Origin of the sequence: Proteus sp. G2300, assembly GCF_009915965.1 — a bacterium.
Taxonomy (GTDB): Bacteria; Pseudomonadota; Gammaproteobacteria; order Enterobacterales; family Enterobacteriaceae; genus Proteus; species Proteus vulgaris.
In genome coordinates this window covers 201,163-217,000 of the sequence record NZ_JAABNK010000005.1, presented here as the reverse complement: position 1 = coordinate 217,000, position 15,838 = coordinate 201,163, and the positions used below count along the sequence as shown (strand labels likewise).

Sequence of the window (15,838 nt, the reverse complement as noted above, 5' to 3'; positions counted from 1 at the left end):
TCGGTAAAAGAAGGAGATCATGATGATAGAACAAAATGCATCAGCTTCTATACCACCGGATATTGCTGATGATGCAGATATTGCGTTAGAGCAACCTGATATTTCTCGTCGCCGTTGGCTACTACCATTATCAGAAACAGGTGTTGGACGCAGTGCTAACACCACAATGGGACTTGAAGAAGAACAGGTTGAAGAAATCGCAGAATTATCTGCTGAACAACATCTCGCGAATGCAATACGTCAATGTTCAAAAGAAGGTGAACTACTAGCTATTTCAACGCTGTATGATGCGCCTTATTCTTTGACTCAAGAGGATATTGTGCTGTTAGAAACCGCGTTAAAAAGTGACGAGTTTATTGATATCGCCCATTTAAGTCTCAATGGTGAGGATTATTTTTACTCTGATGAATTTATGTCAGATAACTTCGCACAATTGCAATTATTAAACCACCATGCGGATATTTGTACCGCAATTGCGGGAGTGGTTCGATTTGAGTGCGAAACCTATCCTCGCCCATTGAAACAAAGCATGTTGATGTCTGACCCCTTTCATTACACGGCTTCAGAGATTGAAGATGCACTGACCCTGATGAAAGACCACCCTGACTTTCAAGATATTCAGCAAATTTTAGCGTCTAACGATGCCCCTTATCTCTTTAGCAATACGTTAATGAGTTATGGCAAAGCACGCGGCTTAACTGAATGGATAGAGGTAGAACAACATGAAAATCCTTAACGTTCTATCTTATCCACGAAATGTCATGTGGGTATTACAACATCATCAGACTGAGGAGCAAAAATAATGCGTGTTTCTCGCCGTAAATTTGTAGCAGGCATGGGATCGGTCATTTTTTTCAGTGCGCCATTAGGAAATGCGCTTGCGGCAACCGCTGAAAAGAAACCAATCCGTTATGCCATGATCCATGATGAGACACTTTGTAATGGCTGTAATATTTGTGCCACTGCATGCCGTCGATTAAATAAAGTTCCAACTGGAATGGCAAGAATGGATATTGCTCATATTCCATTGAGCCTAAAAGAAGATAACGACAAGTACCATTTCTTTAGACACTCTTGCCAGCAATGTGAGGATGCACCTTGTATTCCTGTATGCCCTACAGGTGCCTCTTGGCGTGATGAAACTAATGGCATTGTACGTGTAAATAAAGAGAAATGTATCGGCTGTAGCTACTGTATATCAGCATGTCCATATCAAGTACGTTATCTTAACCCTGTGACACATGTTGCTGATAAATGTGATTTTTGTCTTGAGTCTCGATTACAAAAAGGCTTCCCACCAATTTGTGTGAGTGCTTGTCCACAAAATGCCTTGTTATTTGGTAGAGAGGACAGCCCTCAAATTCGAGAATGGCTTAAAACACACGAGTATTATATTTATCAACTTGATGGTGTAGGAAAACCCCATCTTTATCGCCGTGTAGGGCCTCATGCTCAAGAGGAGGGTAAAGTATGAGTATCGTCAATACTATGCCAGACAGTGCGCAGTTCCAAGCCACACTAAAAGAGTATGTCTTAATTTATACACCAGACTATTTACCACTTTGGTTAATTATTGCAGGTGTATTGTTTGTTGGCATGCTACTCGTGCTCGCACTTCATGGTTTTTTACGTTATCGCTTTGCCACACCACATGGTCAATCACACCAAGAAGAGAAACTCTATCTTTACTCTAAAGCTGTACGTTTATGGCATTGGAGTAACGCCTCTTTATTTATTTTATTGCTCGTTAGTGGTGGCATTAACCATTTCGCTCTCCTTTCTACTCACGATACGGCGTTATTGGTCAGTGTGCATGAGATCTGTGGTTATCTACTCTTAGTATGCTGGTTATCCTTTGTATTTATTAATCTTGTCGGCGGTAATGGTAAGTTTTACCGCATTGATAGTAAAAACTGGTTTCAACGTGCCTTTATGCAAACTCGTTTTTATCTTTATGGGATTATTAAAGGAGAAGATCACCCCTTCCCTGCAACCCCTAATGTGAAGTTTAATCCACTGCAACAAATGGCCTATTTAGGTGTGATGTATGCATTAGTTCCACTGCTTTTGATAACAGGTGTTTTACTTCAAAACCCAACGTTTATTCCTGCTGATGCAGTAATGTTTAAAGCATGGTTATTAATCGCACACCAGATATTAGCAGTATGTAGTGTCTTTTTTATCATTGGCCACCTTTATCTGTGTACAACAGGAAGAACACCGTTTCAAACATTTCGCAGTATGGTTGATGGCTATCACAGACACTAATAAAGAGATTTATTAAGGAGCTTATATGTCAGTCCCTTCAAAGGAAAATATCACATTAACAAAAGAAGACTTACGACAACTGCATGTTTCCACTTCGCTTTATCGTTGGTTTTTACGTTATTTTCCGGATGGAGGCACTTACAGAGCTATCCATAGTGAGTTAATAAAACAGCGCCGCACACAATGGATAGAAAGCTTGATTCAATATATTTATTTGCGTCATTTTAGCGAAGCCTCCTTTGCCAAACAGGAACAAGAAGTCATGGAAAACATCTTGTTCCTGCTCGGTAATAAACAACCGCAAGGCATCACATTACAACGTCTGCCCTATCACAATACTTTACCTACCTCTGAAAATATTCAATTTTCTACCGAATGGCATCAGCTAATTTTACAAAGTCAGCAACTCAGCACTGATCTTGCTTTATGTGGTAGTAATAACATTGTGGCTTTTTCTGGTGATGAAAATAGCATTGCCAATACAGGCTATAGTAATCAACTCATGAATTCCGGTTTTGCAGGAAAAATGTGTAATACAGGAAATCAGTGCCGTATTGGTAGTTTAGGTGGCCGTTCTCGCATTTGTAATAGTGGTAATGATGTCAAAATTTATGCCTCAGGCAATGGTGTTCATATTGCAAACAGTGGTATGCGTAATTTTATTACGGCCTCTCAACCTCGCGCTAAAATTGCGAATACGGGTGATTTAGCGCAAATCAATGTCACAGGACACAACGCCGTTGCGATTAATACTGGAGATAACTGTAAAGTCACAGTATCTGGTGACGACAGTATTTGTATCTCAACAGGTAATCTTCATCAGTTCTGCTTAGGAAAAGGCGGTAGTGCCGTAATTGCATATCACGACGGCAATCGTACTCGCTTTAAGATCTTCTATGAAGGTGAAGAGGGTATCGTCGCCGGAGTTCATTACTATTTAGATGAAGATCAGCATCCTATTGCGGATATAAAACAGGGCTCTACTTTTATTAATTAATACCTCAAACATATACCATTAAAAAAGGGAAACTTTCGTTTCCCTTTTTACTTTTCAAATCAATGTACTTTATTGCTTATTAAGCATTTCAGTATGGATCACTTTTTTACTCTGTGAGCCTGCAATTTTATCGTAAATACCACATACAACAATCGTCACTAATACTGGGATCAACCACGCTAAACCTTGCTCACTTAATGGTAATTTTGTCGCCCACTCTGGTAATAAATGTTTCAGATAATCAGACGCTTTTATGGCATCAAAAATACCGAAAAATAAGCTAATCGCCATTGCAGGGGCAATAATACGGCTTGGATTATTCCACAATCGTAATGTGAAACTCATTAAAATAATCACAATACAAGGTGGATAAATCATGATCAGCACAGGAATAGAAAACGCGATCAGTTTACTTAACCCTAAGTTTGAAACAACAGCAGAGAATATCGCTAAGATCAATACCAATGTACGATAAGAGATAGGTAAATAGCGACTAAAGAACTCAGCACATGCACACGTTAAACCAACAGCTGTCACCATACAGGCTAAGAAAATCAGCACCGCTAAGAAAAAGCTGCCAAAATTACCGAAAGTATACTGAACATAGGCATGTAAAATATCTGCACCATCTTGTGCACCCGGAATAATGCTGCCACTGCTAGAACCTAATTTAAATAAACTTAAATAAATCGCAGTTAACAATATCCCCGCAATAATACCAGCCCACATGGTATAACGTGTTAACAGTGAGGAATTATCAATGCCCCGAGAACGTGCCGCATTAACAATCACGATACCAAAAACCATTGCGCCTAAGGTATCCATAGTGAGGTAACCGTTAATAAAGCCTTGAGTCAATGCCATATCACGATAAGCATCAGTGGCCGGAATAGCGCCTCCCGCAGGCCAAAATACTGCTGCAACACCTAATACCCCCAATGCCAAAATTTTAATTGGTGCCAAAATATGACCAACACTATCTAACAATTTTCCAGGATAAAGCGAAATCCCAATAACAATTAAAAAATAGACAATGCTGTAAATCAGCAATGATAATTCAGTATCACCCACTAAAGGAGCAATACCCACCTTAAAGGAGACGGTTGCAGTACGCGGTGTAGCGAAAAGAGGGCCAACAGCAAGATAAGCAACAATGGCTAATAATAGCCCCATTGATTTACCAATAGGTGTACTTAATGCCTCAATTCCTCCACCTACTTTTGCTAATGCAACAATGGTTAATACCGGTAAACCGACGCCTGTAACAAGAAATCCTATTGCTGCTGTCCAGACAAATTCACCGGATTGTAAACCCACCATTGGAGGAAAAATAATATTGCCAGCGCCAACAAATAGGGCGAATGTCATAAACCCTAATGCCAGAATATCTCTAGAAGTTAATCTATGTGCCATAAGTTTTGTTAATATGTAGTTACGATAACGGTTAATTACATCAAAATGACGTAACATAAAATCAACAATATCTATTCAAGCTCATATCATCATTATTCAGGATAATATCCATATATAATCATTTAATGCAGAGCAATTAGGTATCAAATAGAAAAAATTGCCGATAACTGGTCACAAGTAAAACTTTTATAATGGAAAAAGGCAATAGCCAATCTAAAAACCAGAATAATCATCTAAACTATTTTTAAGCACTAGTTATAACTATCATATATCATCGAATATACACGATATGATTTGTGCATTTTATCACCAATAAAATGGGGCATTAACAACATTTAAAGTTATTATTAATTAATAATATTAAAATTTAACACTACGATATTAATTTTTTTTGATATCAATAAAATAAAAAAGTGACAAAAAGCCTTTATCATTGATTAAAAAATAAGTGATAAAGGCTTTAAGAAAAGAAGTGTTATTAGTGTGCTTTTTTAGTGGATAACAATGTTTGAGGCAAGATAAATGAGAAAGTACTTCCACTTCCTACTTTACTTTCAATATTCAATTGAGAGTGGTGATGAATAAGCGATTTTTTCACAATCGCCAAACCTAACCCTGTGCCCCCTGCATGGCGGGAACGGGCTTTATCAACACGATAGAAACGTTCTGTTAAACGCGTTAAGTGCTCAGCACTGATCCCCGCACCATTATCAGACACACTAAATAACATACCTTGTGGAATTTTCTTCCAACAGACTTTAATTGTCGTACCTTTCTCAGTGTGATTAATGGCGTTATAGACTAAATTAGAAACCGCACTACGTAGTTGCTCTTCATTACCACGAACAGCCCAATTCCCATCAATATCAAAAATAATGTGATGCTGACCTTGGCTCAATGCGTTCGCTTCTTGTTCTAATAAAACCAAAATAGCAGGAATATCAACAATCTTGTTTAAATCAATATGAGGAGCAGATTCAATACGTGAAAGTTGTAAGAGTTGCTGAACAAGTGTATCCATACGTTTAGCTTGCTCTTGCATTGTGACTATTGCCTTATGCTCTGCGGGTTTCGCGACACAAGTTTCTTCCATCATTTCAAGATAGCCTTGAATAACGGTTAATGGTGTTCTTAGCTCATGACTGACATTAGCAAAAAAATCTCGTCGCGAATTTTCCAATTTATTTTTTTCTGTTACATCGCGAGCTACCATCAAGCGCTGATCTTCGCTATACGGCATCACACGAAACTCCACAATAGAACCATTGTTGAGCGAAATGGTTAAAGGTCGGCTAAAATCATTCGCAGTAAAATAGTGCAAAAAATCCGGGTAACGTAATAAGTTAAAAATAGTTTGCCCATTGTCTTCCGGCCACCGAAAACCTAACAAGTGTTGAGCAAGGCTGTTACACCAAAAAATGTTACCTTCATTTGTCATCATCACAACCGCATCAGGTAAACTTTCAGCGCCACTTCTAAAGCGTTTTATTAAGTCTCCTAATTCTCGACGCCGTTTACGATTGCGTTGTTGTGTTTGTCGAATGCCATAAAAAATAGGTTCCCATCCTCCTCTGCCTTCTGGTGGTAAGACAGAGCGATCTAGCCATAACCATTTAGACAATTTCATCAAATTATAAGCATGCCAGACCAAAGCACTGAGGAGTGATACCACCAGCAACCAAGGAAGATGACCAATAAAAAGCGATAATACAAAAGCAGGTAAGCAAAATAGACATAGCCCCCAAACGAGGGCTTTCCACGATAGTCGTTCTAACACCTGACGATTACTCCCATATTGACTTAGAAACGGGCAGAGAAACGATATCCCGTTCCACGTACTGTCTGTATCATTCGGTCATGACCATCTTCTTCAATGGCTTTACGTAAACGACGAATATGCACATCCACGGTACGGTCTTCGACATAAACATTCGTTCCCCAAACATAGTTTAGCAGTTGTTCTCTACTATACACACGTTCAGGATGTGTCATAAAAAAGTGCAGGAGTTTAAATTCAGTAGGCCCCATATCAATAGGTTTATCTTGACTGGTGACGCGATGAGAAACAGGATCAAGTGCTAACCCATTGAACTCGATAATATCTTCCGCTGACATTGGTGACAAACGCCGTAAAATCGCCTTCACACGGGCAACAAGCTCTTTAGGTGAAAAAGGTTTAATAACATAATCATCTGCACCTGTTTCTAAGCCTTGGACTTTATCTTCTTCTTCCCCTTTTGCTGTTAACATAATAATAGGAATGTCACGAGTATTACTTTCTCGCTTCATCTGTTTTATTACCTGTAAACCTGAGCCACCGGGGATCATCCAATCTAATAAAACCAGATCAGGGTAAGGATCAATAAGAAAACTCAATGCAGAATCATAATCCTCTGCTTCAATTGGTTGAAAACCATTTTGTTCTAAAACAAAACAGATCATTTCTCGAATTGCGGTTTCATCTTCAACAACAAGAATACGCCTTGCCATACTCTATCCTGTGTAATGTATATAGAGGGTCAAAATGATTATGATGCAGTTTTATGACAGATTTATGACTAACCTTAACATTACTGAAATAGATCCCTGTTGTTAAGGTCAATAAATCATTTTTTGGTGAAATATCACTCAAAAATGGGGTTTATTGTTGAGTTTTCACTAAAAAAGCAAGGTGCGCTATACTCTTCATCAAATAAAAAAGAGGGATAGCAATGCGGATTATTCACACATCAGACTGGCATTTAGGGCAATACTTTTTTACGAAAACCCGCGTACAAGAACATCAACAATTTCTTGATTGGTTATTAGTCCAAATTAAGGATAATCAAGTCGATGCCCTGATTGTTGCTGGCGATATATTTGATACAGGCTCTCCCCCAAGTTATGCCCGAGAACTTTATAACCGCTTTGTTGTTGCCATGAGAGAAACACAATGCCAATTGATTATTTTAGGTGGCAATCACGATTCTGTCGCAACACTCAATGAATCTAAATCACTATTGGCGTGTTTAAATACTACTGTTATTGCCAATGTGCATACTGAAGCACCACAAGTACCACTAATTCTTCGTCAAAAAGATAACACGCCAGGTGCGTTACTTTGTGCGATCCCTTATCTACGTCCTAGAGATATGATAACTAGTCGAAGTGGACAATCCGGTGCTGAGAAACAAAATGCCCTAAAAGAAGCGATTGCTGATTATTATCAAGCTCAATATCAAGCCGCTCTCGATTTGCGTAATCAATTAAATATAAACATCCCTATTATTGCGACAGGTCACCTAACAACGATTGGTGCAAGTATGACCGATTCTGTACGTGAAATATATATCGGTACTTTAGAAGCCTTCTCTGCGACCCTGTTTCCTGAATTTGATTATATTGCTCTTGGCCACATTCATCGCCCTCAAGTGGTGAATAAATCAGGACATATTCGTTATAGTGGTTCTCCAATTCCTTTAAGTTTTGATGAGAGTGGGCAACAAAAAAGCGTCTGCCTTATCGATTTTGAGCAAGATAAATTAACCGAGCTTACGCTACTCCCTATCCCCGAATTTCAGCTATTGCGCACAATTACTGGCTCCTTAAAAGAGATAGCCACACAGCTTGAAAATTTAAAGAAACAATATACTGAAACAGATACGACTATCTGGTTGGATATTGAAGTTTCTACACAAGATTATCTCGGTGATATACAAACTCGAATTCAAGAACTGACTAACGACCCACTTTTTGATGTGGTTTTATTAAGAAGAGCTAGAAAACAGCGCCAGGCACTCACCCAAAATGAGAAAGAAACACTGACAGAATTAACGGTTTATGATGTTTTTGAAAGACGCTTAGAACAACATCAGTTTGATTCAGAAGAGACTAAAACGCGATTAACCACATTATTTAAACAAGCAGTTGAAAAGGCAGAACAAGAGGATAACGAAACAAAATGAAAATCTTAAGTCTGCGATTTAAAAATATTAACTCCTTAAAAGGCGAATGGAAAATTAACTTCAACCAAGAACCTTTTATTAGCAACGGATTATTTGCGATAACAGGCCCTACCGGTGCGGGAAAAACAACCCTTTTAGATGCTATTAGTTTAGCGCTTTATCATAGAACCCCACGATTAGATAAAGTCACACAATCTCAAAATGAATTAATGACTCGTCATACTGCAGAGTGTTTGGCGGAAGTTGAATTTGAAGTTAAAGGTATTGCTTATCGTGCTTTTTGGGAACAACGCCGAGCCAATTATAAAGAAGATGGTAATCTTCAAGCACCACAGGCTGAACTCGTCAAAATAAATATCACAGGAGGTGAAGACAAAATATTAGCGAGCAAAATAAGCCAAGTAAAAGAGATGATCATTAATATTACGGGGCTAGATTTTGACCGATTTACTAAGTCTATGTTGCTTTCACAAGGACAATTTGCAGCATTTCTTAATGCTGATGACAAATCTCGTGCAGAGTTACTCGAAGAACTCACTGGTACAGATATTTATCGTCATATTTCCCAATCTATCTTTAAACATTGGCGAGAAGAAGAACAAACCTTAAAAACGCTAAAACAGCAAGCTGAAATGATGGCGTTATTAGATGAACATGATCGCCAAGCTTTATTAACAGAACAAACCACCCTTTTTGCAAAAGAGAGCCTATTACAAAAGGAACAACAAGAATATCAAGCAGCAAAGCAGTGGCAAGAAAAAGAAATCGAGCTCAATAAAAACAAAATATTAGCACAAACCGCGGTTAACTTAGCACAAGAGGCATTAGTTGCTGCAACCCCCGATATTCAACGTCTTGAAAAGAGCGAACCCGCGGAAAAAATTCGCCCTATTTATGATGAAAAAAATCGCCTATTAAAAGAACAAGCCTATATTGAGTCACAACGCTCAACATTAAAAACAGAAAAACAGCTTATTGAACAACAAAGCCAGCCTATTAATCAGCATTTAGTCAAAGCTCGTGACACACTTAAACAACACAATGAAAAAAAACAGCAAATATTACACCTTATTCGTGAGAAAGTAGCGCCATTAGATAGTCAATTAGTCTTACTACAACAAGACATTTCAGCAAAAACACAGCAAAAAAACACACTCGAAAAAACACAATCTGAATATCTGGAAAAAATTCAATCAACGGCACACCAGCTAACTACATCACAAAAACAAGCCAATGAATTAAATGATTATTTAACTCATCATACGGTTTATGCTCAACTTGCTGAAAATTTACCGTTATGGCAACGCTATTTTGAACAATATGATGAAGTCACAGAAAAATATCTTATTAGCCAAAAGAGTGAAAAAACAGCACAAGAAAAAGAAAAATCTCTCAAACATACGCTAGAAAAAGCGACTAAAGCACTAGAAGATCAGCAACACAACTTGAACTTACAGCAACAACAATTAAATAAATTACAGACACAGCTTGAGCAACAAAATAAAGCTAACGCTATTACAGATATCCCCCCTCGTTTACAGCAAATATCACAACAAAGGAATGCACTCGCTAAGCTGATGGGATTACAAGCTCAATTACAACGAGCGATAAAAACTGAACACCAACACAAAAAAATCCAGTCAGAAAATCAGCAAAAAATAGTCATGCTGACTGAAAGCATTCACAAAAATGACATTATTTTAAAAGAGAAAGAACAACATCTTAAAGATTTAAATGCCAATTATCTCTTAATACGAAAATTGGCAGAATATGAAGAAGAGAGACAACGTTTAGTTAAAGATAACCCCTGCCCTGTTTGTGGTTCAACTGAACATCCTTATGTTGAAAAATATAAAGAAATTAAACCAGATGAAACAAAAACACGATTAGATCTTTTAACACAACAAATTCATGCATTAACAATAGAGTTAGTGGAACAAAAAACACAATGCGCTAACTATCAAGCTCAAAACAAAAAACTCAATGAAGATAGTGAACAACTCACCCAAGATATCGCGACATTAAAACAACAATGGCAAATCTTAGCACAAACGCACACATTGCCTGATGCTGACTGTGAAGAAGAAGCTTTGACTAAATTAGATGCCGAGTTTGAAAAAGAAGCTAGTCTACTCACTCAAACGCAAATAAATTACCAAGCATTAGAAGCCCGAATTCAGCAAGAATACAAGCTGTTATCTGATAACAAAGAGCAATTTAACCAACAACAGCAAGCTATTCTTTATCAACAAAGTGAATTGACTCAACAACAAAAAGAAGTCACCAATCAACAACAACAAACAGCTCAATATCTTCAACAGAAGACACAATTAGCGCAAGATATTCAATCTCGTGTTGAACAGCAAGGCTATCAGTTATGCCGATTTGAAGAAAAAACACAATGGCTTAATGCGCGTAAAAAAGAGAGTCAACAATATCAATCAACATTAAAAAAATATCAGGAATTACTGCAAACAATTCGTGAATTGTCATTAACACAAGAAGAAAGAAAACGTTATTTAGCGGAAACCCAAAAAGAACTTGATACAGGCTTAGCTCATTTACACCAATTACATCAACAACAAGAACAGTTAAAAGCACAACGTCAAGCTTTATTCGGGACACAATCCACCGAAGATGCACGGAATGAATTAGAACAAAAAAGTCAGTTATTACAAAAAGATATTGAGCAATATAGCGAAGACAAGAACCAACTTGAAATTCGTTTAAATCAGCTTATTGGCCAATATCAGGAAAATAAAAAATCACTACAACGACTTCAAATTCACTCACAGAACACTGTTGAACAATATCAAAATAAATTAAAAAACAGTCCTTTTGCTGATGAAAATGCATTTTTAGCCTCTTTGCTATCCGTCGAGGAAAGAAATCGCTTACAAGAACAGCAAAAACAGCGACTAGACAAGCTACTACAAGAAAAAACACGCTTAGATACACAAGAAAATGCCTATCAACAACATTTATCACAACAACCATTATTGGCAACCCAGCAAAATCTTGAACAAATCAACGCTCAATTATTGCTGTTAGAAACACAATTTACGCAATTACAAGAGACAAAATTTCGCATTCAAGAGCAACTGCGAACGGATGAAGAAAAGCGTAAAAAGCAACAAAACCTACTGACTCATATAGCTAATCAGCAGGCTCATTTTGATGATTGGAGTTATTTAAATGAATTAGTGGGATCTGCCTCAGGAGATAAATTCAGTCGTTTTGCTCAAGGATTAACGCTAGATCATTTGATTTATTTAGCCAATCGTCGTTTAGAAAAACTGCATGGGCGTTATTTCTTACAACGTAAAACACCTGCAAGCCTTGAACTACAAATTGCAGACACATGGCAAGCAGATGCACTGCGAGATACACGAACTCTCTCTGGTGGTGAAAGTTTTTTAGTCAGTTTATCACTCGCTCTCGCGCTTTCAGATTTAGTAAGTAATAAGACACAGATTGAATCGCTGTTTCTAGATGAGGGCTTTGGCACACTCGATCCTGATACGTTAGATATCGCACTTGATGCGCTCGATAGTCTAAATGCATCGGGCAAAATTATTGGTGTGATTAGTCACGTAGAAGCAATGAAAGAACGCATTCCAGTTCAGATTAAAGTGAAGAAAGCTGGGGGATTAGGGATAAGCCAACTGGCACCTGAATTTAGATATATAGATAAAAAAATTACAAATCAATCAGTTAAAAACTAGGTCGAATATTTTGACGTAACTGATTAAATTTTTTATATATCAATAAATCACTGCTAAGCCCTATAGTATGTTCATAGATTAGCTCAAGCTAAGACACGCTTTAAGCGCCTAAATTTATCAAGGAGACACCATGTCTAACGCATTTACTGATTTAATGAAAAAACGTAGAACAATTTATCATTTAGGTAATCAACTTCCAATTAGCGAAGACAGAGTCACTGCGATTATCAAAGAAGCGGTTAAAGAAAGCCCAACAGCATTTAACTCACAAACATCGCGTGTTGTTGTTCTGTTTGGTGAACAACATCAAAAACTGTGGGATATCGTTAAAAACACACTGAAAAAATTAGTTCCAGCAGAAGCATTTAGTGCTACTGAAGCAAAAATTAATAGCTTCGCTGCAGGTGCGGGTTCAATTCTGTATTTTGAAGACACCGATATCGTAAAAGGTCTTCAAGAGCAATTCCCACTGTATGCGGATAACTTCCCTGTATGGTCAGAACAAGCAAGTGGTATGGCACAACTTTCTGTTTGGACTGCATTAGCAGCAGAGAACGTAGGTGCTTCATTACAACACTACAACCCAATTATTGATGACGAAGTTCATGCAACTTGGGATCTGCCAAAAACATGGAAATTAAGAGCGCAAATGGTCTTTGGTTCAATCGAACAAGAGGCCGGCGAGAAGAATTATATTGAAGATGACGCTCGCTTTAAAATCTTCAAATAAGAGTTAGAACAGACATCTGACAAAAGACCCTAAATAATACCCTCTTTTTTTACTTTCATTCCTTGCCCACAGCCACTGTGGGCTTTTTTTTATTACATGCCCACAGAAAAAGAGAGGTGGTATTATGCCTTCACTATAAAAATCCTATAAAAAAGAGCAAAGTGCGCAATGAATACAAAGGTAGGGATGGACCCTTTGTGTTCAACACTTTGCTCTCTTTATTTATTTACGCACCCCTTACCGAAGTAAAAGGTGCGATTTTCACAAGGCGTATGAAAATACGTTATTTACGTGTGATGTTGTTTGCTTTTGGTTGAGCAATTGGAGACTGCTCAGCAAAGTATTTCACGACTGCATCAACATCTGGCACGCTGTAAACTGGATCTTTACCTTCTTTCAGTACAGAGAAATTACTACCACCTGTTGCTAAGTATTCGTTAGCCACAACACGGTAAGAGGCTTTCATATCCACTGGTTTGCCATCAATTTTCATGGATTCGACGATAACACGGTTACCATTAGAGGCTTTGCTATCCCATGTATATTGGAAGTTGCCTGAAACAGCTAACACTTGTGGACGTGAACGATCCCATTGTTGTTCTAATAGGCGTTTGATTTGTTCACCCGTTAACGTTTGAGTTAACAGTACGTTAGAGAATGGCTGTACAGTGTAGATTGCGTTATAAGAAACGTCACCACCAGTCATATCAGCACGAATACCACCGCTGTTCATAAATGCGATTTGTGCGCCACCCATATCTTTTGGTTTTGCAGTATATAAATGCGCATCCGCAATCACTTGACCCAGTGCAGATTCACCCGCGTCATTCGTTTGCTTGTTCAGGTTACCTTCTAACTTACCGATAATACGGTTAGCTAATGGGGTAGCAATTTTTTCGTAAGCTTCTAACAGTTTAGTCACTGCAGGATCTTTTTCATATTTACGGTTATCAACCCAAATGTTACGAGCTTCGATATCAACAACATCTTTCGTTGTTTTATCTAATTTCAAGTCGATACGCGTTAACATTGCACCATTAGACTGTGCCGATGTCACTGATTTACCGTTGATAGTACAGTTATAAGCTTGGTGAGTATGACCAGTAACAACGAAGTCGATAGCTGGATCTAATTGTTCAACAACACCCAGTACTTTACCTGTAATACCATTACATGCGTTGATATTAACTGGACCACCATCACGACGCTGTGCTGCACCTTCGTGGATCAGAACACCAATTGCTTGAACGCCTTTGGCTTTTAACTGAGGTACTAGTGCGTTAATTGTTTTTGCTTCATTGTGGAAGCTTAAGCCTTCGGTTCCTTTAGGGGTTACGATAGCTGCAGTACCTTCTAAAGTTAAACCGATGAAGGCAACAGGAATACCGTTGAATTCTTTAATAACGTATTCTGGGAATAATGTTTTGCCCGTTTCGTTAACAATAACGTTAGCCGCTAAGTATTGGAAATCTGCGCCTTTAAACTCAGTTGGGCCTTGGCAACCCGTTACTGGGTGACAACCACCGTTTTGTTTACGCAGTAACTCGCCCATGCCTTTATCAAATTCGTGGTTACCCACTGAAGTTGCTTCTAAGCCTGCTAATGATAATGCTTCGATTGAAGGCTCATCATGGAACATTGAAGATAACAGTGGGCTTGCACCAACCATATCACCAGCCGCAACAACGATGTTGTTCGGGTTATCTTTCTTCATTTCTTTAATTAACGTAGCCATGTGCTCAATGCCACCAGGTTTGTTTGGACCTGGCGCTTTTAGCGCACCATGGAAGTCGTTCATTGCGATAACACGCACATCAACAACATTAGCTTCGTCGTAGTTCTTTGCACAACCAGCTAATAAGACAGAGCTTACTGCAAGTGCAACGAGTTTATATTTATGCTTCATTTACAATTTATCCCTAAGATCAAAATTCACGTTTCGGACAATCAATGACTTCGAAATCTTTGCTATAACAGATATAGAATTCATCTCGATTAATTTGAATTTCTTTATCCTTCAGTGATGGATTGTTTTCTTTTAAGAACTTAATCAATGCACTATTTGAAGGACGGCCCTCTGGTAATACTAACGCTTCATACAACTCTTTTTGTTTACCAAAGAATGCATCTGGTGTATCAAACGCACAAACACCATGTTTTTCCCATTCACCTTGTAACAGATCGATACCCGGAGAATCGCACAGATAAGGTTTGATAGCAGAGTATTCTAAAGGTGGTAAATCGCCTTTACATAAACGAGGATGCTTGCGTATGTCTTTCCAATCACGGCAGTCTTCCCACGATTTACCATCACAGGTTTCAGCCCACAGCCCATGAACAATCCAACCAAATTTATTATCTGAGAAACATTGGATTTCAAATTTATCGTACTCACGTTTTGCACGATCTTTTTCATTGTCGTTATTTAAACGCTTAATATTATTACTTTTATAATCACAAAAAGCCGGTGAGTAGTTAATTGCTAACTTAAAGTAATCTGTTGATGCTGTGCTGTTTTGACCATAGCGATCATGAGAAGCAATGTAGTCGTAAGGTGCTGTTGGAGCATCAGGTAGAATACAAGATACGCCTTCAACTAATTTAGCTTGAGGTTTTAATGGTTCTGTAATTTCAGGTGCTTGCGTTGCACATCCTGCTAATACTAAAGCAAAAGCAGCAGGTAATAGCTTCATAAAGCGCATAAAATCCCCTTAAAGAGCAATAAATTTTACTCTCTTGGTTCAAAAAGGTAAGAAAAGCC

12 protein-coding genes are annotated in these 15,838 nt (G+C 38.2%); 7 read left to right on the top strand and 5 right to left on the bottom strand.

Going from position 1 to position 15,838, the window contains the following annotated elements; all coding sequences use genetic code 11:
- The first annotated feature begins 22 nt into the window (after positions 1 to 22).
- From GWI97_RS03250 to ydhT, 4 genes are all read left to right on the top strand, one after another.
- On the top strand, positions 23 to 736 hold the full coding sequence (locus tag GWI97_RS03250; RefSeq protein ID WP_224215436.1) for a YdhW family putative oxidoreductase system protein: 714 nt from the start codon (positions 23 to 25) through the stop codon (positions 734 to 736).
- Between the two features lie 66 nt (positions 737 to 802).
- A complete protein-coding gene (locus GWI97_RS03245; protein WP_036932928.1) occupies positions 803 to 1,474 on the top strand; it encodes a 4Fe-4S dicluster domain-containing protein in 672 nt (223 codons plus the stop codon).
- Positions 1,471 to 2,268, top strand: a complete 798-nt coding sequence (phsC, locus tag GWI97_RS03240) for a thiosulfate reductase cytochrome B subunit (protein ID WP_036932930.1) — start codon at positions 1,471 to 1,473, stop codon at positions 2,266 to 2,268. Before GWI97_RS03245 ends, phsC begins: the two co-directional genes overlap by 4 nt.
- Positions 2,269 to 2,293: 25 nt before the next feature.
- Positions 2,294 to 3,265 carry a protein YdhT gene (ydhT, locus tag GWI97_RS03235; RefSeq protein ID WP_087802960.1) on the top strand — a complete coding sequence of 324 codons (972 nt, stop codon included), beginning with the start codon at positions 2,294 to 2,296 and terminating at the stop codon, positions 3,263 to 3,265.
- Between the two features lie 69 nt (positions 3,266 to 3,334).
- Here ydhT and brnQ read toward each other — a convergent pair whose 3' ends face one another.
- From brnQ to phoB, 3 genes are all read right to left on the bottom strand, one after another.
- Entirely contained in the window at positions 3,335 to 4,678 is a 1,344-nt protein-coding gene (brnQ, locus tag GWI97_RS03230) for a branched-chain amino acid transport system II carrier protein (protein ID WP_036938677.1), read from the bottom strand.
- A gap of 478 nt (positions 4,679 to 5,156) precedes the next feature.
- Complete coding sequence (gene phoR, locus GWI97_RS03225; protein WP_087802958.1) at positions 5,157 to 6,455, bottom strand: phosphate regulon sensor histidine kinase PhoR; 1,299 nt, start codon at positions 6,453 to 6,455, stop codon at positions 5,157 to 5,159.
- Between the two features lie 23 nt (positions 6,456 to 6,478).
- On the bottom strand, positions 6,479 to 7,168 hold the full coding sequence (gene phoB, locus GWI97_RS03220; RefSeq protein WP_036932936.1) for a phosphate regulon transcriptional regulator PhoB: 690 nt from the start codon (positions 7,166 to 7,168) through the stop codon (positions 6,479 to 6,481).
- 221 nt (positions 7,169 to 7,389) lie between these two features.
- On the opposite strand from phoB, the gene sbcD reads away from it, so the two are divergent.
- The 3 genes from sbcD (at position 7,390) to GWI97_RS03205 (ending at position 13,077) form a co-directional block, all read left to right on the top strand.
- Positions 7,390 to 8,622 carry an exonuclease subunit SbcD gene (sbcD, locus tag GWI97_RS03215; protein ID WP_161751839.1) on the top strand — a complete coding sequence of 411 codons (1,233 nt, stop codon included), beginning with the start codon at positions 7,390 to 7,392 and terminating at the stop codon, positions 8,620 to 8,622.
- Complete coding sequence (locus tag GWI97_RS03210) at positions 8,619 to 12,347, top strand: AAA family ATPase (RefSeq protein WP_161751838.1); 3,729 nt, start codon at positions 8,619 to 8,621, stop codon at positions 12,345 to 12,347. The genes sbcD and GWI97_RS03210 overlap by 4 nt, the downstream gene beginning before the upstream one ends.
- A gap of 130 nt (positions 12,348 to 12,477) precedes the next feature.
- The gene (locus GWI97_RS03205) at positions 12,478 to 13,077 is read left to right on the top strand and encodes a nitroreductase family protein (RefSeq protein WP_036932939.1); all 600 of its coding nucleotides are present in this window, start codon (positions 12,478 to 12,480) and stop codon (positions 13,075 to 13,077) included.
- A gap of 283 nt (positions 13,078 to 13,360) precedes the next feature.
- On the opposite strand, the gene GWI97_RS03200 is transcribed toward GWI97_RS03205, so the two are convergent.
- Both GWI97_RS03200 and GWI97_RS03195 read right to left on the bottom strand, forming a co-directional pair.
- Positions 13,361 to 14,983, bottom strand: coding sequence for a bifunctional metallophosphatase/5'-nucleotidase (locus GWI97_RS03200; RefSeq protein ID WP_036932940.1), 1,623 nt, complete (start codon positions 14,981 to 14,983; stop codon positions 13,361 to 13,363).
- Positions 14,984 to 15,002: 19 nt separating this feature from the next.
- The gene (locus GWI97_RS03195) at positions 15,003 to 15,779 is read right to left on the bottom strand and encodes a ribonuclease T2 family protein (protein ID WP_036932942.1); all 777 of its coding nucleotides are present in this window, start codon (positions 15,777 to 15,779) and stop codon (positions 15,003 to 15,005) included.
- Between the last annotated feature and the right edge of the window lie 59 nt (positions 15,780 to 15,838).

Coding starts and splice junctions, on each gene's coding strand:
- GWI97_RS03205 (WP_036932939.1), top strand. CDS start 12,478: ATGTCTAACGCATTTACTGATTTAATGAAAAAACGTAGAACAATTTAT.
- sbcD (WP_161751839.1), top strand. CDS start 7,390: ATGCGGATTATTCACACATCAGACTGGCATTTAGGGCAATACTTTTTT.
- GWI97_RS03210 (WP_161751838.1), top strand. CDS start 8,619: ATGAAAATCTTAAGTCTGCGATTTAAAAATATTAACTCCTTAAAAGGC.
- GWI97_RS03200 (WP_036932940.1), bottom strand. CDS start 14,983: ATGAAGCATAAATATAAACTCGTTGCACTTGCAGTAAGCTCTGTCTTA.
- phsC (WP_036932930.1), top strand. CDS start 1,471: ATGAGTATCGTCAATACTATGCCAGACAGTGCGCAGTTCCAAGCCACA.
- ydhT (WP_087802960.1), top strand. CDS start 2,294: ATGTCAGTCCCTTCAAAGGAAAATATCACATTAACAAAAGAAGACTTA.
- brnQ (WP_036938677.1), bottom strand. CDS start 4,678: ATGGCACATAGATTAACTTCTAGAGATATTCTGGCATTAGGGTTTATG.
- GWI97_RS03195 (WP_036932942.1), bottom strand. CDS start 15,779: ATGCGCTTTATGAAGCTATTACCTGCTGCTTTTGCTTTAGTATTAGCA.
- phoB (WP_036932936.1), bottom strand. CDS start 7,168: ATGGCAAGGCGTATTCTTGTTGTTGAAGATGAAACCGCAATTCGAGAA.
- GWI97_RS03250 (WP_224215436.1), top strand. CDS start 23: ATGATAGAACAAAATGCATCAGCTTCTATACCACCGGATATTGCTGAT.
- GWI97_RS03245 (WP_036932928.1), top strand. CDS start 803: ATGCGTGTTTCTCGCCGTAAATTTGTAGCAGGCATGGGATCGGTCATT.